Annotated in this window: 18 protein-coding genes and 1 tRNA gene; 6 read left to right on the plus strand and 13 right to left on the minus strand. The window is 63.7% G+C overall.

The window, feature by feature from the left end; translation table 11 throughout:
* Positions 1-95: 95 nt before the first annotated feature.
* Positions 96-2528, minus strand: coding sequence for a heavy metal translocating P-type ATPase (locus VSX56_RS04015; protein WP_350935003.1), 2433 nt, complete (start codon positions 2526-2528; stop codon positions 96-98).
* A 281-nt stretch (positions 2529-2809) separates the two neighbouring features.
* Here VSX56_RS04015 and VSX56_RS04020 point away from each other — a divergent pair, with 281 nt between their 5' ends.
* Together VSX56_RS04020 and VSX56_RS04025 are read left to right on the plus strand one after the other, a co-directional pair.
* Positions 2810-3397 carry a L,D-transpeptidase gene (locus VSX56_RS04020; RefSeq protein WP_350935005.1) on the plus strand — a complete coding sequence of 196 codons (588 nt, stop codon included), beginning with the start codon at positions 2810-2812 and terminating at the stop codon, positions 3395-3397.
* Positions 3398-3497: 100 nt separating this feature from the next.
* A tRNA-Met gene (locus tag VSX56_RS04025) sits at positions 3498-3574 on the plus strand.
* Positions 3575-3693: 119 nt separating this feature from the next.
* Here the strand turns inward: VSX56_RS04025 and VSX56_RS04030 are convergent.
* The 10 genes from VSX56_RS04030 to xdhA all read right to left on the minus strand — a co-directional run bounded on the left by VSX56_RS04030 (position 3694) and on the right by xdhA (position 16179).
* The gene (locus tag VSX56_RS04030; RefSeq protein ID WP_350935008.1) at positions 3694-3921 is read right to left on the minus strand and encodes a hypothetical protein; all 228 of its coding nucleotides are present in this window, start codon (positions 3919-3921) and stop codon (positions 3694-3696) included.
* 138 nt (positions 3922-4059) lie between these two features.
* Positions 4060-6354 (minus strand): OmpA family protein, encoded by a 2295-nt coding sequence (locus VSX56_RS04035; protein ID WP_350935010.1) that lies wholly within the window; start codon positions 6352-6354, stop codon positions 4060-4062.
* A gap of 186 nt (positions 6355-6540) precedes the next feature.
* Positions 6541-7626, minus strand: a complete 1086-nt coding sequence (locus tag VSX56_RS04040) for a BMP family ABC transporter substrate-binding protein (protein WP_339113460.1) — start codon at positions 7624-7626, stop codon at positions 6541-6543.
* Positions 7627-7677: 51 nt separating this feature from the next.
* Complete coding sequence (locus VSX56_RS04045; protein WP_350935012.1) at positions 7678-8607, minus strand: ABC transporter permease; 930 nt, start codon at positions 8605-8607, stop codon at positions 7678-7680.
* A complete protein-coding gene (locus tag VSX56_RS04050) occupies positions 8604-8966 on the minus strand; it encodes a hypothetical protein (protein ID WP_339113458.1) in 363 nt (120 codons plus the stop codon). Before VSX56_RS04050 ends, VSX56_RS04045 begins: the two co-directional genes overlap by 4 nt.
* Positions 8963-10039, minus strand: coding sequence for an ABC transporter permease (locus VSX56_RS04055; RefSeq protein WP_350935014.1), 1077 nt, complete (start codon positions 10037-10039; stop codon positions 8963-8965). Before VSX56_RS04055 ends, VSX56_RS04050 begins: the two co-directional genes overlap by 4 nt.
* Entirely contained in the window at positions 10036-11553 is a 1518-nt protein-coding gene (locus VSX56_RS04060) for an ABC transporter ATP-binding protein (protein WP_339113456.1), read from the minus strand. Before VSX56_RS04060 ends, VSX56_RS04055 begins: the two co-directional genes overlap by 4 nt.
* Positions 11550-12488: a xanthine dehydrogenase accessory protein XdhC gene (gene xdhC, locus VSX56_RS04065; protein ID WP_350935017.1), complete on the minus strand. Its 939-nt coding sequence runs from the start codon at positions 12486-12488 to the stop codon at positions 11550-11552. The genes VSX56_RS04060 and xdhC overlap by 4 nt, the downstream gene beginning before the upstream one ends.
* Positions 12485-14782 carry a xanthine dehydrogenase molybdopterin binding subunit gene (gene xdhB / locus VSX56_RS04070; protein WP_350935020.1) on the minus strand — a complete coding sequence of 766 codons (2298 nt, stop codon included), beginning with the start codon at positions 14780-14782 and terminating at the stop codon, positions 12485-12487. Before xdhB ends, xdhC begins: the two co-directional genes overlap by 4 nt.
* The gene (gene xdhA / locus VSX56_RS04075) at positions 14779-16179 is read right to left on the minus strand and encodes a xanthine dehydrogenase small subunit (protein ID WP_350935022.1); all 1401 of its coding nucleotides are present in this window, start codon (positions 16177-16179) and stop codon (positions 14779-14781) included. The genes xdhB and xdhA overlap by 4 nt, the downstream gene beginning before the upstream one ends.
* Before the next feature lie 298 nt (positions 16180-16477).
* Between xdhA and dnaE the strand changes: the two genes are divergently transcribed.
* Positions 16478-19990: a DNA polymerase III subunit alpha gene (gene dnaE, locus VSX56_RS04080; RefSeq protein ID WP_350935024.1), complete on the plus strand. Its 3513-nt coding sequence runs from the start codon at positions 16478-16480 to the stop codon at positions 19988-19990.
* Between the two features lie 81 nt (positions 19991-20071).
* Here the strand turns inward: dnaE and map are convergent, their stop codons facing one another.
* Complete coding sequence (gene map / locus VSX56_RS04085; RefSeq protein WP_339113451.1) at positions 20072-20884, minus strand: type I methionyl aminopeptidase; 813 nt, start codon at positions 20882-20884, stop codon at positions 20072-20074.
* Positions 20885-21002: 118 nt separating this feature from the next.
* Here map and VSX56_RS04090 point away from each other — a divergent pair, with 118 nt between their 5' ends.
* Genes VSX56_RS04090 through VSX56_RS04100 form a run of 3 tightly spaced genes read left to right on the plus strand, consistent with a single transcriptional unit; the run spans position 21003 to position 23415 of the window.
* Complete coding sequence (locus tag VSX56_RS04090) at positions 21003-21746, plus strand: competence/damage-inducible protein A (protein ID WP_350935026.1); 744 nt, start codon at positions 21003-21005, stop codon at positions 21744-21746.
* Entirely contained in the window at positions 21743-22465 is a 723-nt protein-coding gene (locus tag VSX56_RS04095) for a GNAT family N-acetyltransferase (RefSeq protein WP_350935028.1), read from the plus strand. Before VSX56_RS04090 ends, VSX56_RS04095 begins: the two co-directional genes overlap by 4 nt.
* The gene (locus tag VSX56_RS04100) at positions 22462-23415 is read left to right on the plus strand and encodes an OmpA family protein (RefSeq protein WP_350935030.1); all 954 of its coding nucleotides are present in this window, start codon (positions 22462-22464) and stop codon (positions 23413-23415) included. Before VSX56_RS04095 ends, VSX56_RS04100 begins: the two co-directional genes overlap by 4 nt.
* Here VSX56_RS04100 and VSX56_RS04105 read toward each other — a convergent pair whose 3' ends face one another.
* On the minus strand, positions 23416-24321 hold the full coding sequence (locus VSX56_RS04105; RefSeq protein ID WP_339113447.1) for a LysR family transcriptional regulator: 906 nt from the start codon (positions 24319-24321) through the stop codon (positions 23416-23418).
* Positions 24322-24380 lie beyond the last annotated feature (59 nt).

Here is a 24380-nt window from a genome sequence, read left to right on the forward strand (position 1 = left end):
GAAAACCTGACAGATCCGCCCGCCAGAGACAGGGGACGCCGGTTCGGCGATGTTTCGCCCATAGGATCGGCGGGGATCTGCCTATGCGGCAGATCTCAGAGTTTCAGTCCCCGCAATCTTAACGCATTGGCCACCACGAAGGTCGAGGAAAACGCCATCGCTGCCGCCGCCAGCAGAGGCGACATGCCCGGCCCGCCAAAGGGTTTGAGCACGCCCATCGCCACAGGAATCAGCGCCACATTATAGGCAAAGGCCCAGAAGAGGTTCTGGCGGATATTGCGCATGACGGCGCGCGAAAGCCGCACTGCCTGCCCCACGCCGCGCGGGTCGCCCTGCATCAGCACGACCTCGGCAGTCTCGATGGCCACATCCGTGCCGGTGCCGATGGCGATGCCGATATCGGCAGCAGCGAGGGCGGGCGCGTCATTGATACCGTCACCGACAAAGGCGGTGGTGCCTTTCGCTTTCATCTCTTCGATAGCGGCCACTTTGCCATCGGGCAAAACTCCCGCCACAACATGGCTGATCCCCAGCCCCTGCGCCACGCTTTGCGCTGTGCGTTCCAGATCGCCCGAGATCATCGCAGTCTCTACATGGGCGCGGTTGAGCGCCTGCACGACCTCGCCCGCCTGCGGCTTGATCGGGTCGGAGACGGCCATCAGCGCAGCCAGCTCCCCATCCACAGCCACCCAGATCGGGGTCTTACCCTTGGCGGCCAAGGCTTCGGCCTCGGTGCGCAGCGCGTCAGTGGCAATCCCGGCCTCGGCGAGTGCCGCCGCATTGCCGATCACCAGCTTGTGGCCGTCAGCCTCACCCGTCAGGCCCCGACCCGTCTGGCTGCGCACACGTTTGGCGGCAGCGGGCGTGAGGCCCCGTGTCTCGGCCCCTGTCACGATGGCCTGCGCCAGCGGATGTTCAGAGCGCGCCTCGATCCCTGCCGCCAGCCGCAGTGCTTCTGTCGCGGGCAGGCTGCCCTGCGCCGCGATAAGATCGGTCAGGGTCGGGTGGCCCTCGGTCAGGGTGCCGGTCTTGTCGAAGGCGACGGTCTTCACCTCGGCCAGCCGTTGCAGAGCATCCCCACGGCGGAACAAAAGCCCCATCTCTGCCGCGCGTCCTGTGCCCACGAGGATGGAGACGGGCGTGGCCAGCCCCATCGCGCAGGGGCATGCGATGATCATCACCGAGATCCCCGCGACCATCGCATGGGTGAAGCCCTGACCGGCGATCAGCCAGATCAGAAAGGTCAGCACCGAGAGCGCGATCACCACCGGCACGAAGACCCGCGTCACGCGGTCCACCAGCGCCTGCACCGGCAGCTTGCCGCCCTGTGCCTCCTCGACCATCGAGATGATGCGCGCCAGCACCGTCTCGGTGCCGGTGGCGGTTACGCGATAGACCAGAGGCACGGTGCCATTGACCGTGCCGCCGGTGATGGCTGTGCCTTCGGTCTTGGCCACGGGGGCGGGCTCGCCGGTGAGCATCGACTCGTCGATCCAGCCCTCGCCCTCGGTCACGATCCCGTCTGCGGCCACCCGCGCCCCGGGGGGCAGATGGACCAGATCGCCCGCCGCCAGTTCGGCCACGGGGAGGTCGATGACCTGATCGCCACGCTCCACGCGGGCGGTGTCGGGGCGCAGCCCCACCAGCCGCGAGATCGCCTCGCCCGCTCGGCCTTTGGCACGGGCCTCGAACCAGCGGCCCAGAAGGATCAGTGTCACGATGGTGGCGGCGGCCTCGAAATAGACGCCGCGCGCGGCTTCGGGGACAACAAAAGGCAGCAGGGTGACCAGCGTCGAATAGCCCCATGCCGCCAGCGCCCCGAGCGCCACCAGCGAGTTCATCTCGGGCGAGCGCCTGAGAAGCGCGGGCAGCCCGAGATCGAGGAACACTTTCCCCGGGCCGAACAGCACGGCAGTGGTCAGCACCAGCTGGATCACCCAGGAGACACGCTCGCCGATGGTGGCGTCGATCAGATGATGCATGCCGGGGATCAGGTGGCTGCCCATCGCCAGCACGAAGACCGGAAGCGTCAGCACTGCCGACAGGATCACATCATGGCGCAGCTTGCGGGCTTCGGCTTCCTGCTTCTCGGCGCGGTCGGGCAGGGGGCTTTCGTCCTTGCGGGCGGTGGCGGTGATCCCGAGGGGGGCGATCAGCTTCACCATCTCGCTCGGAGCAATCGCCCCTTGGGCATAGCGGATACGGATCTCGCGGGGGGCGGGTGTGACCTCCAGAATGGCGGGATGGGCCAGCAGAGCCTCGCGCAGAGCGGTCTGCTCCTCGGGGCTTGCCTCGCGCCCGAGCGCCAGAACGGTCTCGGCCTCGGCAATGGGATAGCCCGCCTGATCGAGCGAGGCGGCCAGATCGGCAGAGGCAGGCCCGTCAAAGACCAGCGTGACATTGCGCGCCATCAGATTGGCATTGGCTTGCGATACGCCCGGCACCTCCAGAAGCGCGCGTTCCACACGGCCCGTGCAGGCCCCGCAATGCATCCCGTCCACGATGAACCTTGTGCTTTGCTCTGTCATGATACCCCCGCTTGCAGATGTCCTGTCTTCAGATAGGCAACAAAATTGTCTGATGCCACCGGTCTTCGTGCAAATTCGGGAGAGGAGCGGGGGAGGGCCGCTTCTGACCTGTGTCATCTTTGCGATGTGTGAAGAATTTCTGGGCTAGCATCTTGGCAAGGGCCCCCGATTGCCGCTCCAATAGGGGTAAGAAGTTTTGATAGAGATGCGGAATTTTACCGCCTGTTCGGGTTTTATGTGTACGCGGTTGACCTGCATCTGACTGTAACAGGAGGTTACATATGAAGCGTCGTTGCGTGATTGGTGGCTTGGCGAGCCTGCCTGTTCTGGCCTCTCCGGCCCTGTCCTTCGCGCAGGAGGTGGAAACCGCTTCCGCGCCCGAACCCAAGATCTGGCCGATTGCCGAGCAGTATTATCCGCGCGAGGTGCGGGTGAAACCCGAACTGGCCGTGGGCTCTATCATCGTGCTCTCGGACAAGTTCTTCCTCTATCACATCACGGCCCCCGGCGTCGCGATGCGCTACGGGGTGGCTGTGGGCAAGAGCGAGCTGGTCTTCCGCGGCGAGGCGACTGTTGCCCGCAAGGTGAAATGGCCGAGCTGGACGCCGACCCCCGATATGATCAAGCGCGAGCCCGACCATTACGCCAAATATGCCGATGGCATGCCGGGCGGTCCGACCAACCCGCTGGGCGCGCGGGCGATGTATCTCTATCAGGACGGGCATGACACGGCGATCCGGATCCACGGCACCACGCAACCCAGCTCGATCGGCCATGCGGTGTCGAATGGTTGTCTGCGGATGGTCAATGACCATGTGATTGCGCTCTATGATACCGTCGAACTGGGCACGCCGGTGACTGTCTATTGATGGCCTGTTTCGGGCGCTCCGAAAGAAAAACGAAAAAGATGACGTTTTTTCAAAATCGGGGTTGACGGTCCGATGCCCAGACCGTAGATAGCCGCCCAGTGGCTAGGTAGCTCAGCTGGTTAGAGCACACGACTCATAATCGTGGGGTCGGGGGTTCAAGTCCCCCCCTCGCCACCACTTCCAAACTTCCAGCGAAATCAAAGACTAATGCCTTCGGGCAGCCTCCGGATGATCCGGTCGCCAAGTCTGTGCGCAGGTCGTCCTGATGTCCGGATTGCTGTGAAAAAGGCGGCCTTTCAGCCGCCTTTCTGCTCCATATCCGCCCCGTTCAGTCTGCCATGCAGCGCCTCCAGCGCGGCGATCGTGTCGTCATAGCTTTGCAATGATTTCGGATGATCCTGACGGTTCCGGCGGTAGAATGCGATCCAGTCGGGAAGCTCCCCGACGGGATAGGTATTGAACCATACGCCAACGGTCAGGGTGAAGGTCTTGCCGCCTTCGTCGAGTTCGGCTGTTGCTGGCATCTTATGCTCCGTTTGACTTCGGGCCGTCTGTCTTCGGGCCGTCTTACTGCGTGGTTCTAGCCGAAAGACACTGCCATGACAAAGCCCGAGGTCCGGGGCACAAAGTAAAGGGCGCCGCATGGGCGCCCTTTAAAATGCTTAGTTCGAGGCCACGCGCAAAAGGTCGGTCACGCGGCGGACTGTGACGCGGCGGTTCTCCTCGGAGGCACCTTGCGTGTCGACCTTCAGATACTCTTCGCCATAGCCCTGCACCACGAGGTTCTCCGGCGGAATGTCGAAATATTCCGTCAGTGCCAAGGCCATGGATTCGGCGCGGCGGTCCGAGAGCGCCAGGTTATAGGCGGCATTGCCAACAGCATCCGTGTGACCCTCGATCAGGAAGATCTCGCGCGGATTGTCGTCGATGCGCGCTTTGATCGCCTCGCCCAGCTGCGACAGCTCCTCGGCCTGTGCGGGCCGGATCGCGGCAGAGCCGGTCTCGAAGGTCACATTCTCGACCGAGATCGCGGGGGCAAGATCGCGCACATCTGCAATCTGGCGAACCTGCGACAGGGTGAAACCACGATCGGTGTCGGCGCTGCGAGCCAGCGCATCGCGCAGGGCGTCCTCGTCGCTCGTGCTCGAGACATCGCGGAAATTCGCGCGTGGCAGGTCGGAGACCTGAACCGGCTCCGCCCCCTGGCTATCGTCGATCAGCACATAGCGTGTCCCGTCGGGTTCGATCCGCGTGCGCTGCACGATGCGGCGCTGGGCGTCGTAGACCGTCACGATCTGGGCGCCGTCCTCGCGGCGGGTGATCGTGCGGGTCGAGCCGTCATCATAATTGCGCGTGCTGATCCGCGCGCCCGGTTGACGCAGCAATGCGTTATCATCCTTGATCAGCCCGTAGGAGCCATCAGGGTTCTGCACGACGACACGGTCGCCGGAATTCACCGCAACTTCCGAGCCGTTATTCAGGATCGCGCCAACGGCCAGAGCCCCGAGACCCGCAATCGCGACCTTCTCGAAATCGGACAGACCCTCGTCCTTATCATCGCGGTCACGGTCCTGCGCCTTGGCGTTGACGGCCGTGGTGAAATCCTCGTTCGAGGAACGGGCATTCTCCTTGGTGATGACCTCTTCGGTCATTTTCGGATCATCCGCAGGTGCGGCTTTGGCGTCGCCATCGCGCGGCATCTCCGCCTCGGCGGCGAGGGCCTCGTTTTTCACGGGAGCGCCTTCGCTGGCCCGCTTCTGGGCATCCTCGGTCGCGGCAAGGGCTTCCTCGACGCGGCGCGACTCATCGGCCTTGGCCACGTCATCCGTCTTGGCCGCGTCATCTGACTTGGGCTGTGCATCTTTGGTCCCAGCGTCAGCCGCTTGCGGGTCGCGGGGCTCGGGCGCAGCCTGCGCATCGGCCTGAGCCTGCGCGTCGGCATCCGCCTTCGCCTCGGGCTTCACATCGGCATCGGGCGCGTCCTGTTTCCCGGCGAGGGCTTTGGCCAGCGAGTCGGGATCGGTCCGGCCATTGGCCTTGTTAGGCGCTTCCTCTTCGGCACTCTGCTGCGGGGAAGGGGTCGCCATGTCGCGATCCGCGGATTTCTCCTCTGCGGGCATGTCGGCTTTCGCGTCCGCGTCTGCTCGGGCCTGCGCGGGTGTCGCATCAAAGGGCCCTGCATCGGCAGCCCCTTTATCGGCGGCCCCAGCATCGGCGGCCCCTGCATCGGCGGATTGAGCGTCGGGTGCGGCTTTGGTCGCTGGCGGCTCTTTTGCCTGCGCCTGATTGTCCTGCGCCTTATCGGCCCCATCCGTCGTCTTGCCTTCCAGCTTGCGTTTCAGCGCATCGACCTTGCCGCCCTCGGTGGGCGTCTCGCCGGTTGCGGCTGCCTGCGCTCGGGGCTTCGTGTCCTCATCTGTCTGGGCCTGCGTCTGGACACCGGATTTCGCTTCGGCATCCTTACCGGGCGCCGTGGTCACCTCGGCCTTGGCTGTGCCTTTGGCAGCCGGCTTGGCCTGTGCCGTATCATCTGCCGCATCACCCTGTGCGGCAGCTTTGGCATTGCCGCCACCCATGGCTTTACGCGCCTCTTCGGTGCTGTCCTCGGCCTTTTGGCGGGCCTGTTTCTGGATGGCATCCTCGCTGCGCTTCTCGGCCTCCGAGCCGGGGGCGCTTGCGGTCATGCCCTCGCACAGATCGGCCGCCGCCTTGGCGGAGACACCATTCTGGCTCTGGGTCTCGATACAGCTGTTCTGGCGGGCCTGACCGCGGGGCTTCTCTTCCGCGCCGGTCGACACACGGCCATGATCGGGGTCCGATTTGCCTTCGGCCCCTGTCTGGCCTTCTGCCTGCGCCTGTCCTGCCGCCAGAGGGGCGGTCTGGGCCATGGTCAGGCCGGGGGTGACGGTAGCAAGAGCCGCAATCAATGCGGTGGTGCTACGAAGTGTACTCTTCATCATTCCTCCAAGGCGACAGCGCTCCAATGGCTAGATACTTTGGCTGGGGCTGTCTTTTCAGGCGGATAACACCGAGAGAATGATAAATGTTCCTGATGTGCCGGAATGGTGCTTCCGGATCGGCGGATTTTTGCACGAAAAAGGGGCGCGATAATTCGCGCCCCTTTTTTATTCAATGGGTTATGTTTAGCTCGGCATCTCTGCGGTGATGCCGTCAACATAGAAGTTCATTCCCGCCAGCGTGCCGTCATCGGCCACTTCGCCGTCGGCCAGCCAGTCCGATCCATCCTGTTTTTTGAGCGGACCGGTGAAGGGATGATACTCGCCCGTGCGCATCGACTCGATCAGCGCCTCGGCCTCTTCCTTCACTTCGGCGGGCACGGCATCGGTGATCTCGCCGATCTCGACCATGCCGGTATCGATGCCCCCCCAGGTCGCATCCGATTCCCATGTGCCATCCAGAACCGCCTGCACGCGCTTCTTGTAATAGGGCGCCCAGTTGTCGATCGTGGAGGTCACGCGCGGCTTGGGCGCGAAATTCGACATATCCGAGGCCTGACCGAAGGTGATCACATTGCCCGCTTCCTGAGCCTTGGCTTGCGGCGCGGTGGAATCGGTGTGCTGCATGACCACATCCACACCGCTTGCGATCAGCGCGCCTGCGGCATCGGCCTCTTTCGCCGGATCGAACCAGCTGTTGATCCAGACCACCGACATCTCGACATCGGGATTGACCTTCTTGGCGTGGATATAGGCCGCGTTGATGCCCTGAATACATTCGGGGATCGGGAAGGAGCCGATATAGCCGATCTTGTTCGACTTGGTCATGCGGCCCGCGATGGTGCCCTGAACGGCGCGGCCCTGATAAAAGCGCGCGTCATAGGTGCCCACATTCTCGGCGCGCTTATAACCGGTCGCGTGCTCGAATTTCACATTCGGGAATTTCTTGGCGACGTTCTGGACCGCATCCATATAGCCGAAGGAGGTCGCGAAGATCAGCTCGTGGCCTTCCAGCGCCAGCGAGGTCAGCGAACGCTCGGCATCGGGGCCTTCGGGCACGGATTCGATGAATTTGGTCTGGATCTTGTCGCCAAATTCGGCTTCTAGCGCCTGACGGCCCTGATCATGCTGGTAGGACCAGCCCATATCGCCTACCGGACCGACATAGATGAAGCCGACTTTCAGCGGGTCGGCCTGTGCGAAAGCGGGCGCGCCACTGGCTGCGATGCCGGCCATAGCGGCCGAGGAGGCAAGGAAGGTTCTGCGTTTCATGGAGGGTTCCCCTTGGATGATGGGCATCTTGATGTGCCCGAAGTTAGCCCCTTAGCGGGAGGCATGGAAGGATTTTCCGAGGCTGCCCGGTCCGGCCTGAGCGCCGTTGCGATGCATCGCGGAAAGAAGGACGAGAGCGAGGATGGTCACCAGATAGGGCGCCATCGACAGCAGGTGGACGGGGATCGCATAGCCCGCGGCCTGTAGCTGCAATTGCAGCGCGGTGATCCCGCCAAAGAGATAGGCTCCGATCAGCGCGCGTTCGGGCCGCCACGAGGCAAAGACGACGATTGCCAGCGCGATCCAGCCCGCGCCTGCGGTCATGCCCTCGGTCCATTGCGGCACACGCACGAGGCTGAGATAGGCGCCGCCAATCCCTGCCAGTGCCCCCCCATAGGCCAGCGCCATGAAGCGCACGGCCACCACGCGGTAGCCGAGCCCGTGAGCCGCGTCATGGTTCTCGCCCACGGCTTTCAGGATCAGCCCGCCACGGGCGAATTTCAGGAAGGCCCATGTGGCCGCGCACAGGATCAGCGAGAGAAAGACCACCCAGTCATGCGAGAAGAGAATACGCCCGAGCACCGGAATATCGGAGAGCGGGCCGAAATCGAGCTTGGTGGTCGGCGGCGGGCGCACACCCTCGAAGGGCTTGCCCAGAAGCGCCGAGAGCCCCAGCCCGAAAAGCGTGAGCGCCAGCCCCGTGGCCACCTGATTGGACAGAAAGACCTGAGTCAGAAGCCCGAACAGAAGCGCCAGCACCACTCCCGAGAGGGCGGCTGCGATAAAGCCCAGGACGGGGCTGCCGGTGGCTACGGCCGCGGCAAAGCCGCCGATCGCGCCCATGACCATCATTCCCTCGACCCCGAGATTGAGCACGCCCGAGCGTTCGACCACCAGCTCGCCCGTGGCCGCCAGCAGAACGGGCGTCGAGGCGGTCATCAGCATGGCAATCAGTGTGACGATATCGATACCACCGATCATTGGGCGTCTCCGTAAAGGCTTGTGGGGTCGGGGATAGGCCCCCAGAGAAGATAGGCGATGGCCAGCCCGATCAGGCAAGCCACGGCAAAAAGAACCAGATCCGCGCGCGAGCGGCGCAGGGCACGGGCCGCGCGACCGGCATGGAAAGCCTCGTCCTCGGTCGCGGCCACGTCCAGCCGCTTGCGGGCCAGATCCGAGAGGCGGCGGGTCACCTCCAGCACGGCCAGAAGCCCGATGGCAATCGGCACATAGAGGATGGCCGAGGCCGACCAGACCAGCAGATAGTAAAGGGCCAGCCCGCCAAGCACCCCCATCACCCCCAGAACGGGACGGTGGAGCGAGGGAAGCCTGCGGCTCATACCGCTTTCCCCAGTTTCACGCGGTAATTGGTCAGCACGTCAAACCCCAGGAGGAAGAACAGGAGCATTCCCTGGAACACCTGGATTGCGGCGGGGGGCAGTTGCAGCATCAGCTGGGCCACATCACCGCCGATATAGGTCAGCGCCATCAAAAGCCCCGCCAGCAGGATGCCTACCGGATGCAACCGGCCCAGAAAGGCCACGATGATCGCGGTGAAACCATAGCCCACATTGAACCGGTCGGTGATCTGGCCTGCAGGCCCCGCCACCTCGAAGAGCCCCGCAAGCCCCGCCAGCGCGCCCGACAGGCACAGGCAGGTAACGATCAGTTTTGCGGGCACGACGCCTGCAAAACGCGCCGCCCTTGGTGCCTCGCCCGCCACGCGGATACGGAAGCCCATGATATGGCGGTGCATCAGGATATAGGTGAAGATCACCGCAATGAGTGCGGCGACCACGCCCCAATGCGCGCCGGTGCCCGCGATCAGCTCCCCGTTGAAGGCCGAAGGATATTGCTGCAGGTTACGCGAGCCGGGCATGCCGAAGCCTTCGGGATTTTTCAGCGGACCGAAGGCCATATAGGCCAGAAAGTTCTCGGCCACATAGACCAGCATCAGCGACACGAGGATCTCGTTCACCCCGAACCAGACCTTCAGGAGCGCGGGGATCAGCCCCCATACGAGCCCGCCCAATGCGCCCAGCACGATCATGGCCGGAAAGAGCCATGCGGCTCCTGCGGGATACATATGCAGCGCGAGCCACGCGCCCGCGAGCGCGCCCATGATATACTGGCCCTCGGCGCCGATATTCCAGATCCCTGCGCGGAAGCCTACCGCCAGCCCCGTGGCGATCAGGATCAGGGGCGCAGCCTTCACCAGAAGCTGGCTGCGGAAATAGGCGGCATTGGGGCCGAGGATCGGGTCCCAGAAGATTGCCTTGATCGCGGTGAACGGGTTGGTGCCAAGCGCGGCAAACAGCAGCCCGCCGGCGATCATCGTGGCAATCACCGCAAGGATCGGCGTGGACCATGCCCAGTGGCGCGAGGGGGTGGGGCGGCGGATCAGCGTGATCATGCGCTGGCCTCCTGCATCCCGTGGGCACCGCCCAGCATGAGGCCGATCTCTTCGATCGTCAGGCCCTTGGTCGGGCGCGGTGCCGACAGGCGTCCTGCATTGAGCGCCGCGAAATGGTCGGAAATTTCCATCAACTCGTCCAGATCCTGAGAAATCACGATGACCGCGCCCCCTTTGGCCGCCACATCCAGCAGTGCCTGCCGGATCGAGGCGGCAGCAAGCGCATCTACCCCCCAGGTGGGTTGGTTCACGATCAGCACCGCAGGCTCCTGCAGCACCTCGCGGCCCACCACGAATTTCTGGAGATTGCCCCCCGAAAGTGCGCGCGCCGCCACATGCGGCCCCGGAGTGCGCACATCGAAGGCCTTGATGATCTCCTCGGCAAAGGCGCGGGCGGCGGCCATATCGACCATGCCTCCCTTGGCCAAGGGGCGCCGGATCGTGCCGGTCAGCAAGGTGTTCTCGGTCAGGCTCATGGCGGGCACGGCGGCATGGCCCAACCGCTCCTCGGGCGCGGCCAGAAGGCCGAAGGCGCGGCGCTCGTTGGGGCCGAGCCCCGAAAGGTCACGGCCCGCCAGCACCACGCTGCCCGCAGCCGAGGGGCGCTCGCCCGCCAGCGTGGCCAGAAGCTCTTCTTGCCCGTTTCCGGCCACACCGCCTATGCCCAGCACCTCGCCCGCGCGCAGACGCAGGGACACATCCTTGAGGGATGGACCGAATTGCGAGAGGGGGGCAAGGTCGAGCCCCTGCACCTCCAGAACCACATCCCCAAGCGTGCGCCCCTCACGGTCGGTCACCTTCAGTTCGGCCCCCACCATCAGTTCGGCCAGCTCGCGGGCGGATTTCTCGCGCGGGATCGCATCGCCCACCACCTTGCCGCCGCGCAGGATGGTCGCGTGGTCGCACAGCGTGCGGATCTCTTCGAGCTTGTGGCTGATATAGAGGATCGCGGTGCCTTCGGCCGCAAGCTGGCGCAGGGTGCGGAAGAGGATCTCCACCTCCTGCGGCGTCAGCACCGAGGTGGGTTCATCCATGATCAGAAGCTTCGGATCCTGCAGCAGGCAGCGCACGATCTCCACGCGCTGCCGCTCCCCCGCCGAAAGGTCGGCCACAAGGCGGGCAGGGTCTAAGGGCAACCCGTATTGGGTGGAAATCTCACGGATACGCCGGGCGAGCTGGCGCATGGGGGGCGGGTTCTCCATCCCCAAGGCCACGTTCTCGGCCACATTCAGCGCATCGAATAGCGAGAAATGCTGGAACACCATCGCCACTCCGCTCGCGCGTGCGGCGCGGGGTTCGGGCGGCGCATAGGGCATGCCGCGCAGGGTCATCGTGCCCTCATCGGGCTTCACCAGCCCGTAGATCATCTTCACCAGCGTCGATTTGCCCGCGCCATTCTCGCCCAAGAGCGCATGGATCTCGCCCTGACCGATCTCGAAGCCGACATTGCTATTGGCGATCACGCCCGGATAGGCCTTGGTCAGGCCCTCAAGTTTCAATAGGGGATCGCTCATGCTTCTCTCGCGTCCTGACTGTCGGGTTTTGACCGGATGGTCGTTTCTTGTCTCAATACTCCGGCAGCGACCCCGATCGCAATGGCCTGCGGATGTTTGCCCAAGGAAGGATCGCCGATGGGGCATTGTATTTGCCCGATTTTCTCTGCGCTATGGCCCAGATCCCGCAACCGGCCCCTGAACCGCGCCCATTTGGTCTCTGATCCGATCAGCCCCAGATGGCCGAAGCCATGGGTCAGCAGCCGGTGGCACAGATCCAGATCCAGCGCATGCGAATAGGTCAACACATAATGATGCGCATGACAGGGCGCGAGCGGCACCAGATCGGCGGGGTTCTCGGCGATCAGGGGTGTGACACCCTGCGGCAGGGTCGCAGGGAAGCGCGTGGCATCGGTATCGGCCAGATGGATCGCATAATCGGGGAAGGGCGCGAGGGTGGCGGCAATCGCGCGCCCCACATGGCCCGCGCCCCAGATCCATACGGGCAGGGCGGGGGGCGCCACTGGCTCCACCAGCCAGCCATCGACCAGAAGCTGCGGCACCTGCCCGCGGTCGCGGTGGCGGGACAGCGCACGATGGACCGAGAGCGGCATCTCGGCAGGCCCGTCGAGGCGGCGGGCATGGAGCGGACCGAAGCTGCGGTCTATGTCCTGCGCGGTTATCGCTTCATAGGCCAGGGTTACCGCGCCGCCACAGCACTGGTTCATCGCAGGGCCAAGCGGGATGGAGTGGCGGCCTGTCCGGCCTGCGCGGGCTGCCTTGATGGCCGCATATTCCAGCGCGCCGCCGCCGATCGTGCCCTCGATATGGCTTGCAAAGACCAGCATCTCGGCGCCTGTCTCGCGCGGGGTCGAGCCCTTCACACCTGCCACCAGCACGCGGGTGAAAGGCCCGCGCGTGGCGGCCTCGCGCAGGCGCGTCGGATCGAAGCTCATGCGTCCTCTCCGGTGCCTTCGGCGCGCGCGATCGCATCGAGGATCGCCTCGGGCGTGGCCGGTGCACGCAGCGCGGGCCAGTGCGGGCCACAGGCCGCCACCGCATTCTGCAGCGCGAAGAAGACGGCATTGCCATGCATGAAAGGCGGCTCGCCCACGGCTTTGGAGCGGTAGATTGTGTCTTTGCGGTTAGGCTGGTCCCAGAGGTCCACGTTGAAGATCCTTGGCCGGTCCGAGCAGGCGGGGATCTTGTAGGTTGAGGGCGCATGGGTGCGCAGCGCGCCCTTGTCATCCCAGACCAGTTCCTCGGTCGTGAGCCAGCCCGCGCCCTGCACAAAGCCGCCCTCGACCTGGCCCTTATCGATAGCGGGGTTTAGCGAGGCGCCCGCATCATGCAGGATATCGGCCCGCAGGATGCGGTTCTCGCCGGTATGGCGGTCGATCACCACCTCGGCGATGGCCGCGCCATAGGCGAAGTAGTAGAAGGGGCGTCCGGTGCCCGTGGTCCGGTCCCACGAGATTTCGGGGGTGGCGTAATAGCCGGTGGAAGACAGGCTGATCCGCGCCTGATAGGCGGCCAGAACGGTCTCGGTGAAGGTGCCGCGATAGGCGCCTGCGGCCACGAACCCATCCGCGAAGGTGACATCCTGCGCGGCGCAGTCCTCACGGGCGGCAAGGAAGGTGGCGATCCGGTCGCGGAGTGTCTCGCAGGCGGCCTTGACGGCCATGCCATTGAGATCGGCGCCCGAACTGGCCGCCGTGGCCGAGGTATTGGGCACCTTGTCGGTATCGGTGGCCGAGATGCGGATCTGTCCCAAAGGCAGGCCGAAGATGCTCGCCGCCACCTGACAGACCTTGATATGCAGGCCCTGACCCATCTCGGTGCCGCCATGATTGAGCCGCACCGTGCCATCCTGATAGATATGCACCAGCGCGCCCGCCTGATTGAGATGGCTGAGCGTGAAGGAAATCCCGAATTTCACCGGCGCCAGCGCGATGCCCTTTTTCAGCACCGGATTGGCGGCGTTCCACTCGGCCACCGCCCTTTGGCGGGCGGCAAAACCGGCGCGGGTGGTGAGGTCTTCGGTCAGCGCCTGAAGGATGCTGTCCTCGACCGGCTGGCCGTAATGGGTGGGGGCAGGAGCCTCGCCCATCTCGGGATAGAAATTGCGCCGGCGCAACTCCAGCGGGTCGAGCCCCATCACCTGCGCCAGATGCTCGATCGCGGCTTCGGTGCCCAGAATACCCTGAGGCCCGCCAAAGCCGCGATAGGCGGTGTTCGATTGCGTATTGGTGCGCAAGCGTAGGCTTTCGACGCGCAAAGCGGGGATGTGATAGGCGGCATCGGCATGCAGCATGGCGCGGTCGCAGACCGGCAGCGACAGATCCATCGACCAGCCGCAGCGGGCGTATTGGCGCAAGACCGCACCGGTGATCCGGCCATCGGCATCCGCGCCGATATGGTAGTCCACGCGGAAATCATGGCGCTTGCCGGTGATCGTCATATCGTCATCGCGGTCATAGCGCATCTTGCAGGCGCGGCCCGTGAGGTGGGCGGCCACGGCACAGGCGATGGCGGGCTGGTTGCTCTGGCTTTCCTTGCCGCCAAAGCCGCCGCCCATGCGCCGCATCTCGATACGCACATCATGCATATGCAGGCTAAGCGCCTCGGCCACCTTATGCTGCACCTCGGTCGGATGCTGGCTGGAAACCCGCACGATCATACCCTGATCCTGCGGCTCGGCCATTGCGGCCTGACCTTCGAGATAGAAATGCTCCTGACCGCCGATCTCGATGCTCCCATGGGCGGTGAAAGCCGCCTGCGCCAAGGCTTCGGTCGGGTCGGCATTTTCCCAGATGATCGGGCCGCCCTCATACCAGCTTTCGCGGGCGATGGCCTGATCGATGGTCAGGACCGGCGCGCGGGGGGCATAGGTGATGCGGGCGCGGCGGGCGGCGATGCGGGCCAGACGGTGCGAGGTGGCGGCCACGATGAAAACGGGCTGGCCGATGTAATGCACCTCGCCTTCGGCCAGAAGGGGTTCATGCCAGCCTCTGTCGGTGGAGGCATCGTTTTCGCCCGGGATATCGGCGGCGGTGAGCACGGCGGTCACACCTTCGGAGGCATGGACCTCCGTGAGGTCGATCCCGGTGATTTCGGCACTGGCCTCGGTCGAAAGCCCGAAGGCCAGATGCAGGCAGCCTCTGGGTTCGGGCAGGTCATCGAGATAGCGCGCCTGACCTGTCACATGCAGGCGGGCGGAATCATGGGGCAGGGGTTTGGCGACGCTCATGGCTGCACCTCCAGAATGGAGAGGTGCTGGCCGGTGAGATCGGCGAGATAGCGCAGGGCCAGCCCCTCGGCGGCTTTCAGGCGGTAGCGGGCAGAGGCGCGCATATCGGAGAGCGGCTGGAAGTCGAGGCCGAGCGCGGGCAGGGCCGCGCGGAAGGTCTCGTCAGAGAGCGGCTTGCCGGTGAGGAGCGCCTCGAAACCGCTGGCGCGTTTGGGGGTGCCGGCCATGCCGCCGAATGCCACGCGGGCCGACGCGATGGTATTTCCGTCGAGCGTCAGGTTGAAGGCCGCGCAAACGGCGGAGATGTCCTGATCGAAGCGCTTCGACAGCTTATAGGCACGGAAATGGGACGCGGATTTGGGGAAGGAGATGCTTTCGACAAACTCGCCCTGTTGGCGGTCCTGTTTGCCGTAATCGAGGAAGAAGTCCTCGAGGGGTAGCTCGCGGCGCGTGTCGCCCTGGCGCAGGGTGAGCGTGGCGCCAAGCGCGATGAGCGCGGGGGGCGTGTCGCCGATGGGCGAGCCATTGGCGATATTACCGCCCAGGGTCGCGGCCTGCCGCACCTGCTCGGAGGCGAAGCGGCGCAGAAGTTCGGCGAGGCTTGGCAGATGCGGCGCGACCGCGTGACGGAGGGCCGCGATGGTGGTTGCAGCGCCGATGGTGAAATGGGTGTCGGTTTCCTTAATTAGGGCGAGGTCCGCGCATTGGCCGAGGAAGGCCACAAGCGGCAGATCCTGCAGCTTTTTGGTGACCCAGAGCCCGACATCGGTGGCACCGCCGATCAGCGTGGCCTGCGGGTGGGCGAGATACCAATCTGCCAGTTCTTTTGTGGAGCGGGGGAGGAAGGGAGGCTGTCTGCCTCCCTCTGGACCTTCGGTCCATTCACCCTCCGAGGATATTTCAGGACGCTGGAAGGGGGTGTCCATCCAGTCGGGTGCAGGCGCGTTGGCGGCCGCCTGGGCTGCGCGCAGAATCGGGGCATAGCCCGTGCAACGGCAGAGATTGCCGGCCAGAAGATCATCATGGTCGTGCTGGTTGTTCTGGTGCGCGCAGGCGAGAGAGGCGATGAAGCCCGGGGTGCAGAAGCCGCACTGGCTGCCGTGATGGGTGATCATGGCGTCCTGCACGGGATGGCATTGGCCTTGGGGACCGGTGATGCCTTCGACCGTGCGCAGAGCGCGGCCATGGAGTTGCGGCATCATCAGGAGGCAGGCATTGAGGGGTCTGGAGCGATCGGCATCGGTCACGATCACCGTGCAGGCACCGCAATCGCCTTCGTTACAGCCTTCTTTTGTTCCGGTCAGCCCTTCCGCGCGTAACCAGTCCAGCACCGATTGCGTCGGGTCGCTGATTGCGACCTGGCGGGTTTCTCCGTTGAGAAGAAACGTGATATCCATGAGAAGACTTTCGCCACGGTACAGCTGTGAAGTGCGGCCCCGCCCGATGTGGCGTAGAACGGGGGCGCGGTTCTGGGATGCGTGAACCTGTGCTCAGAAAAGCGTGGCCTGTGGGGCGGGTGCAAGGCTGAACTGACGGTTTGCGCCAGAATGGCGGGCGGAATGCCTTCAAATTGTGCGCATTGCCTGAAGAGTGGTCAATCGGAAATTCGCCTTGGTGGGTGGGGCGGGTGAAATTTGACCGGCCTTCCGCGTGATCGGCCTTTTCGCAGCCGCGCGGGCCGCATAGATTGGAGGAATGACAGAGCCTCGATTCATCCATCTCCGCGTCCATACCGAATATTCGCTTCTCGAGGGCGCCGTGCCCGTGAAGAAGCTGATCAAGATGTGCGATGCGGCCAATATGCCCGCAGTCGCTGTCACCGATACCAATGCGATGTTTTCCGCACTGGAGTTTTCGGTCACGGCCAAGGGGGCAGGGTTGCAGCCTATCTTGGGCTGTCAGGTCTCGCTGGCCTATGATCCGGCGCGTCCGGGCGAGAAGATCCGGTTGCCGGCACCGCTGGTGCTCCTTGCGCAGAACGAGAAGGGCTACGAAAACCTGATGGAGCTGTCGACCTGTCTTTATGTCGGCAAACATGGGGATCTGGTGCAGGTCACCACCGAACAGCTGGAACGGCATGCAGAGGGCATTATCTGTCTGAGCGGTGGGGCCGAGGGGCCGGTGGGCAAATTCCTCCAAGCCGGTCAGCCCGAACGGGCGCGGGCGCTGATGGAAGAGCTGGCGCGCATCTATGCGGGACGGTTCTATGTGGAGCTGCAGCGCCACCCGGGCGAGGACGGGCGCACCATGGAGGCCGAGCGGCTGACCGAGCGCGGCTTTGTCGAGATGGCCTACGAGATGGGGCTGCCACTGGTGGCCACCAATGATGTCTTTTTCCCCAAGCCCGAGATGTATGAGGCGCATGATGCGCTGATCTGCATCGGCGAGGGGGCCTATGTGGATCAGGCCGATCCGCGCAGGCGCCTGACGCCTGCCCATTATTTCAAATCCGAAGCCGAGATGGTCGCGCTGTTCGCGGACTTGCCCGAGGCCGTGGAGAATACGGTCGAGATCGCCCGGCGCTGCGCCTATGGCGCTTCGAAAATCGATCCGATCTTGCCGAAATTCGCCGATGACGAGATCGAGGAATTGCGCAAGCAGTCCTGGGAGGGTCTGCGCAAGCGTCTGGAGGTGATCGAGGCGGCGGCGCCTGTGGAGGAATACGAGGAACGGCTGAAATTCGAGCTCGGGATCATCGAGCAGATGGGCTTTCCGGGCTATTTCCTGATCGTGGCCGATTTCATCAAATGGTCGAAGGCCCATGATATTCCGATCGGTCCGGGGCGGGGTTCGGGGGCGGGCTCGCTTGTGGCCTATGCGCTGACCATCACCGACCTTGATCCTTTGCGCTACTCGCTCCTGTTCGAGCGGTTCCTGAATCCCGAGCGGGTCTCGATGCCCGACTTCGATATCGATTTCTGCATGGATCGTCGCGAGGAGACGATCAAATATGTGCAGCAGAAATACGGGCGCGAGAAGGTGGGGCAGATCATCACCTTCGGCGCGCTGCTCTCGAAAGCCGCCGTGCGCGATGTGGGGCGTGTGTTGCAGATGTCCTTCGGGCAGGTGGACCGCCTGTCGAAGATGATCCCCGTCGAGGGGGTGAAACCTGTCTCGATCGAGAAGGCGCTGGCCGACGAGCCGCGTCTGCGCGAGGCCGCAAAGAACGAAGAGGTGGTCGCCCGCCTTCTGAAATATGCCCAGCAGGTCGAAGGGCTCTTGCGCAATGCCTCGACCCACGCGGCGGGTGTGGTGATCGGGGACCGTCCGCTGGACCGGCTCGTGCCGCTCTATCAGGATCCGCGCTCGGATATGCCCGCGACCCAGTTCAATATGAAATGGGTCGAGAGCGCCGGGCTCGTGAAGTTCGACTTCTTGGGTCTGAAGACGCTGACCGTCGTGCAATCGGCGATGAACCTGATCTTCAAATCGGGCAGGCCGCTCCATGTGGATGCGCATGGCAATACGCTTTACGAGCCGGCGCCGGGCGGGGAAAACCAGATCAACCTTGTGCCTCTGGATGACCAGAAGACCTATGATCTTTACTCGGCGGCGCATACGGTCGCGGTGTTCCAGGTGGAATCCGAGGGCATGAAATCGGCGCTCCGGCAGATGAAGCCCACCTGTATCGAGGATATCGTGGCGCTTGTCGCGCTCTATCGTCCGGGTCCGATGGAGAATATCCCGACCTATTGCGATGTGAAACACGGGCGCAAGCCATTGGAGTCGGTGCATAAGACCATTGACCATATCTTGGCCGAGACGCAGGGCATTATCGTTTATCAGGAACAGGTGATGCAGATCGCGCAGGAGATGGCGGGCTATACGCTGGGCGGCGCCGACCTTCTGCGCCGCGCGATGGGTAAGAAGATCAAGGAGGCGATGGATGCCGAGCGCCCGAAATTTGAATCGGGGGCGGCGAAAAACGGGGTCGATAAGAAAAAGGCCTCGGAGGTGTTCGACCTTCTGGAGAAATTCGCCAATTACGGCTTCAACAAATCCCACGCCGCCGCTTATGCGGTGGTCAGCTATTACACCGCTTGGCTGAAGGCCAATCATCCTGTCGAGTTCATGGGCGGGGTGATGAATTGCGATATCCATCTGACCGAGAAACTTGCGATCTATGCACAGGAGGTCAAGAAGGGCTTGGGCGCGGAGATCGTGCCGCCTTGCGTCAACCGCTCGCTCTCGACCTTTGATGTGGTGGACCAGAAGCTGGTTTACGCATTGGGCGCGCTGAAGAATGTGGGCGTCGAGGCGATGGAGCTGATCGTGCAGGCGCGTCAGGTGGAGGGGAAAGACAAGCCTTTCCGTGACCTCTTCGATTTCGCGCGCCGCGTTGATCTGAAGCGGGTTGGCAAGCGGCCGCTGGAGATGCTGGCGCGGGCGGGAGCCTTTGACCAGCTGGACCCCAACCGCAAGCGGGTGTTCCAGTCGCTCGACAGCCTTGTGGCATGGTCGGGGGCGGTGATCGAGGCGAAGAACTCGGCGCAGGTGTCGCTCTTTGGCGATGCGGGCGATGATCTGCCGCCGCCGCGTATGGCCGATACCGATGACTGGTTGCCGGGCGAGAAACTGGCCGAGGAGCATAAAGCGATCGGCTTCTATCTCTCGGGCCATCCGCTGGAAGATTATATGCCTGCGCTCAAGCGCAAGAAGGTGATGACCCTCGACGAGATCCATGCCAAGGCGGTAGGCGGGCCCTTTGCGGCGAAGATCGCGGGGGAAGTCGCCTCCGTGCGCGAGAAGAAATCGGCCAAGGGTAACCGCTTTGCCTTTGTGGCGCTCTCGGATGCGTCTGGGCCCTATGAGGTGGCCTTCTGGTCCGAGGCGCTGGAGGCCTGCCGTCCGGTGCTCGAGACGGGGCGTCTTCTGGTGCTCAACGTCAAGGTCGAGGTGGATGGCGAGTCGGTGCGTATGGTGGCGGGCTCTGCCAGCCGCGTCGATACGATGGTGGCCGATGCCGGTGGCACGGGGCTGATGATCCATGTGGAAACCCCCGAGGCCGTGCCTTCGATTGCCTCGCTGCTGACGCGGCTCGAAGAGGAGGGCAAGGTGCGCTCGCGCGGACCGATCAGTTTCACGGTGTTCGATGCCGAGAAGAATTGCCGCTACGAGCTGGCCACGGGGCGGGATTTCCCGGTGAACCCGCAGATCAAGGGGGCGATCCGCTCCCTGCGCGGCGTGTCGATGGTGGAAGAGATCTGAGGGCGGGGTCGATTTCCTCGGGGCCATCGAGGCCCCGAAGAAATCGGTCAGGCCGCGCGCGGGCGCGACCTTCCTGCTGCCTTATCCCCAGGTCGGGTGGAAGCGGTTGGTTGGGCTGAGCGTGAAGATCTCGCAGCCATCCGCCGTGACACCCACGCAATGTTCGAACTGTGCCGAGAGCGATTTATCGCGGGTGACGGCGGTCCAGTCATCGGCCAGCACCTTGGTATCGGGACGGCCCAGATTGACCATCGGCTCGATGGTGAAAATCATGCCTTCCTCGAGCACGGCCCCCGAGCCCGCGCGGCCATAATGCAGCACATTCGGCGGTGCGTGGAAGACGCGGCCTACGCCATGGCCGCAGAAATCGCGCACCACGCTCATACGGTTGGCCTCGACATATTTCTGGATCGCATGGCCGATATCGCCGAACGTATTGCCCGGCTTCACCTGTTCGATGCCGATCATGAGCGCGTCATAGGTGACCTGGATCAGGCGTTCGGATTTGCGCGAGAGATTGCCCGCCACATACATGCGCGAGCTGTCACCATACCAGCCATCCTTGATGACGGTGATGTCAATATTGAGGATGTCGCCATCCTTGATCACCTTGTCACCCGGGATGCCGTGGCAGACGACGTGATTGACCGAGATGCAGGAGGCATGCTGGTAGCCGCGATAACCGATCGTTGCCGAAGTGGTGCCGAGTTCCTCGACGCGCTTGCGGATGAAGGTTTCCAGATCCATCGTGGTGATGCCGGGGCGGACATGCTGGGCCACCTCGTCGAGGATCTGCGAGGTCACCGCACAGGCGGCGCGGATGCCGTCAAAATCATCCGTGGTATTATAGATGCGGATCCCGTCTTTCGTCACGCGGCCTTGGGCTTCATCCACCGGCTCTCTCCTTCAATCGCTTATGCCCTAGTTAATCACAAAATGATGCCATGACTAGGGCTTGGGCTTTTCGCTTATGTCAACCCGGCCTATACCTGTGCACAAAGGAGATAAACCCATGTCTGACGCGAAGAAGCCCAATCCCACTGCTGCTATCCTCATCATCGGGGATGAAATCCTGTCGGGCCGTACCCGCGAGGGCAATGCCTATTATCTGGCAGGCGAGCTGACCAAGGCGGGGATCGACCTGAAGGAAGTGCGCATCGTGTCCGATGATCAGGACCAGATCGTGGGCGCGATCCATGCGCTGTCGAAAGCCTATGACACGCTTTTCACCTCCGGTGGCATCGGGCCGACCCATGACGATATCACCGCCGATGCGGTGGGTGTGGCTTTTGGCGCGAAGGTCGATGTGCGCGACGATGCCAAAGCGCTGCTGGCCGCGCATTACGCCCAACGCGGGGCGGAGTTCACGCCGGCGCGGATGCGGATGGCGCGGATCCCCGAAGGGGCCACGCTGATCGACAATCCCGTCTCCGTCGCGCCCGGCTTCACCATGGGCAATGTGCATGTGATGGCGGGCGTGCCCAATGTGTTCCAGGCGATGGTGGCAAGCGTGCTGCCCACGCTCACGGGCGGTGCGCCGGTCCTGTCGCGCAGCCTGCGGGTGCCGCGCCCCGAATCCGAGATTGCCGAGCCTTTGCGGGATCTGGCCGAGACCTATTCCGACCTGTCCTTCGGGTCTTATCCCTTTGTAACGGATGGAAATTACGGCGTGAATCTTGTGGTGCGCGGGCAGGACGAGACGCGGCTCGAGACCGCCTTCGCCGAGCTGCAATCGGCGTTTCCGGAGGGGCAATGACCTCTGGCACCGCGACCGGCTTTTATGAATTGATCGACGCCACATGGCCTGCCGCAGCCTTCCATAGGGCGGGCGGCTTTGTGGTGCGCGATGGCAAGGGGGGCGGCAGCCGTGTAAGCTCGGCAAGCCTCGAGGTGCCACTCTCCGAGGCCGATCCGGAGGCTGCGATTGCCTGCCATCGCGCTCTCGGGCAGCCGGTCAAGTTCCAGATCCGCGACGGTCACGAGGCGCTCGACGCAATGCTGGAGGCGCGGGGCTATGAGTGTTTCGATCCGTCGCTTGTCTATCGTGCCCCCGTCGTGGCTTTTCCGCAGGACATCCCCGAACTGGCGGCCTTCCCGCATTGGCCACCGCTGGCCGTGACCCGCGAGATCTTCGAGGAGGATGGCATCGATGCGGCCCGTCAGGCGGTGATGGCGCGGGCACAGGGGCCTGCTTGTGTCATTCTGGGCCGTAACGGGGATCGCGCGGCGGGGGCTGCTTTTGTGGCCTGTGCGGGGCGCGAGGCCATGATCCATGCGCTTACGACCCGCCCCGAGTTCCGCCGCCGTGGCGTGGCGGGCCATATTATGTCCGAGGCGGCCCGCTGGGCGGGGGCGAACGGGGCCACCGCGCTCAATCTTGTCGTGCGCGCATCCAATACAGGGGCGATCGCGCTTTACGAACGGCTGGGGATGATCCTGCAGGGCCGCTATCATTATCGTCGGGAAATCCTATGACCATGTTTCGTTCCGCCTTGCTTTCGATCGCCCTTTCGGGGCTGGCCGTCGTTGCCGCCCGCGCCGAGCCCCTGCAGCTCGATCTGCCGGAGGATGCCACGATCAGCGCCTCCGATAGTAACCCGGCCACCGATTACAGCCTGCTGACCGGGCCGTGGACTTCTGCCGCTCCGGCTTCGGCACGGGCGCTGGAGGGCACGCGGATCGATACCGCATGGCGGCTGCGCGGCAACCAGCAGACCACTCTGCAGATCATGGCCCCCTTGCGGAGCCAGATCGAGAATGCGGGCTACACGGTGCTTTATGATTGCGCGACCGAAGCCTGTGGCGGGTTCGATTTCCGCTACCAGCTCGATCTTCTGCCCGAGCCTGGGATGCATGTGGATCTGGGAGATTTCCTCTATCTTGCCGCGCGCAAGGGGCCGGAATATCTGGCGCTGACAGTGAGCCGCTCGTCGAATTCCGGTTTTGTGAACCTCACCACGCTGAGCGCCGGTGTGGTCGATGCCGCGCGTCCCGATAATCCGCTGCAGATTACCACAACCAAGGGGACAGGGCAGGAAAGCCGCCCCATCGGGACGCTTTTGCAGACCGAAGGTCATGGGGTTCTGGACGGGCTCGATTTTGCAAGCGGTGCCGACGAGCTGAAACCCGGCAGCTATAACAGTCTCGCGGCGCTGGCCGATTATCTGGCCTCGGCGCCCGAGGCCAGTATCGCACTCGTGGGGCATACCGACATGGAAGGAGCGCTTGCAGGCAATATCGATCTGTCGAAACGCCGTGCCGAGGCGGTGCGGCAGCGCCTGATCAGCGATTACGGCATCGCCCCCGAGCGGATCGTGGCCGAGGGCGCGGGGTGGCTTGCGCCCATCACCACCAACCTCACCGAGGAGGGGCGGCGCACCAACCGGCGTGTCGAGGCCGTGCTGACCTCGACCTCGCTCGAGTGATCACCAGTTGTTCGGTCCGCGATCCTGAAAGGTATCCACGAGGAAATCCATGAAGGCGCGGACTTTGGGCTGGGTATAGCGGCCCGGGGGATAGATCGCATAGATCCCCATCGTGTCCTCGGGCAGATCGGGCAGCGCTTCCTCGACGATCCCCTTCTTCAGCGCCTCTGCGCACAGGAAGGAGGGCAGGTAGGCGATGCCCAGCCCGCTGATGGCCGCCTGCAGGAGCGATTGCCCGTCATTCACCGTCAGCCAGCCTGCCGAGCGCACCTGACGACGCTCGCCGGAGGGGGCGGTGACCTTCCAGACATTGCCGGTCGACTGGTTGGAGTAATGTAGGAGTTTGTGGCTGTTGAGATCGTCGATCTTCATCGGACGGCCGTATTTCTGGAAATATCCGGGGGCCGCGATCATCTTCTGTCCGGTTTCGGTCAGCTTGCGCGCACGCAGGCTGCTATCTTCCAGCTCACCCAGACGGATCGCCATATCGAACCCTTCCGAGATCAGCTCCACATAGCGGTTGTTGAGCACCATATTCACATTGATCTCGGGATAGGTGCTCAGAAACTCGCCCAGAACCGGCGAGAGAAGATGCACGCCGAAATCCGTTGCAACCGAGATGCGCAGTGTCCCCGAAGGCGCCGTCTGCATAGAGGTGACCAGCGCGTCGGCCTCGCCCGCATCGTTGAGAACCCGTCGCGCGCGGTCATAATAGGCCATCCCGATCTCGGTCGGCGAGACACGGCGCGTGGTGCGGTTCAAAAGCCGCGCCCCCAGCCGCGTTTCCAGCGCGGAAACATGTTTGGAGACCGCAGATTTGGAAATTCCCATCTTTCTGGCCGCGTCGGTAAAACCGCCCTGATCCACGACCGTGGCGAAGGCTTCCATTTCTGTCAGACGGTCCATGCTCGGCAACCCTTGATTCATTTCGACTTTTCGAAGATCGGGGCCAAATCGGGCTGAAT

It is taken from the genome of Thioclava kandeliae (genome assembly GCF_040297545.1).
GTDB lineage: Bacteria > Pseudomonadota > Alphaproteobacteria > Rhodobacterales > Rhodobacteraceae > Thioclava > Thioclava kandeliae.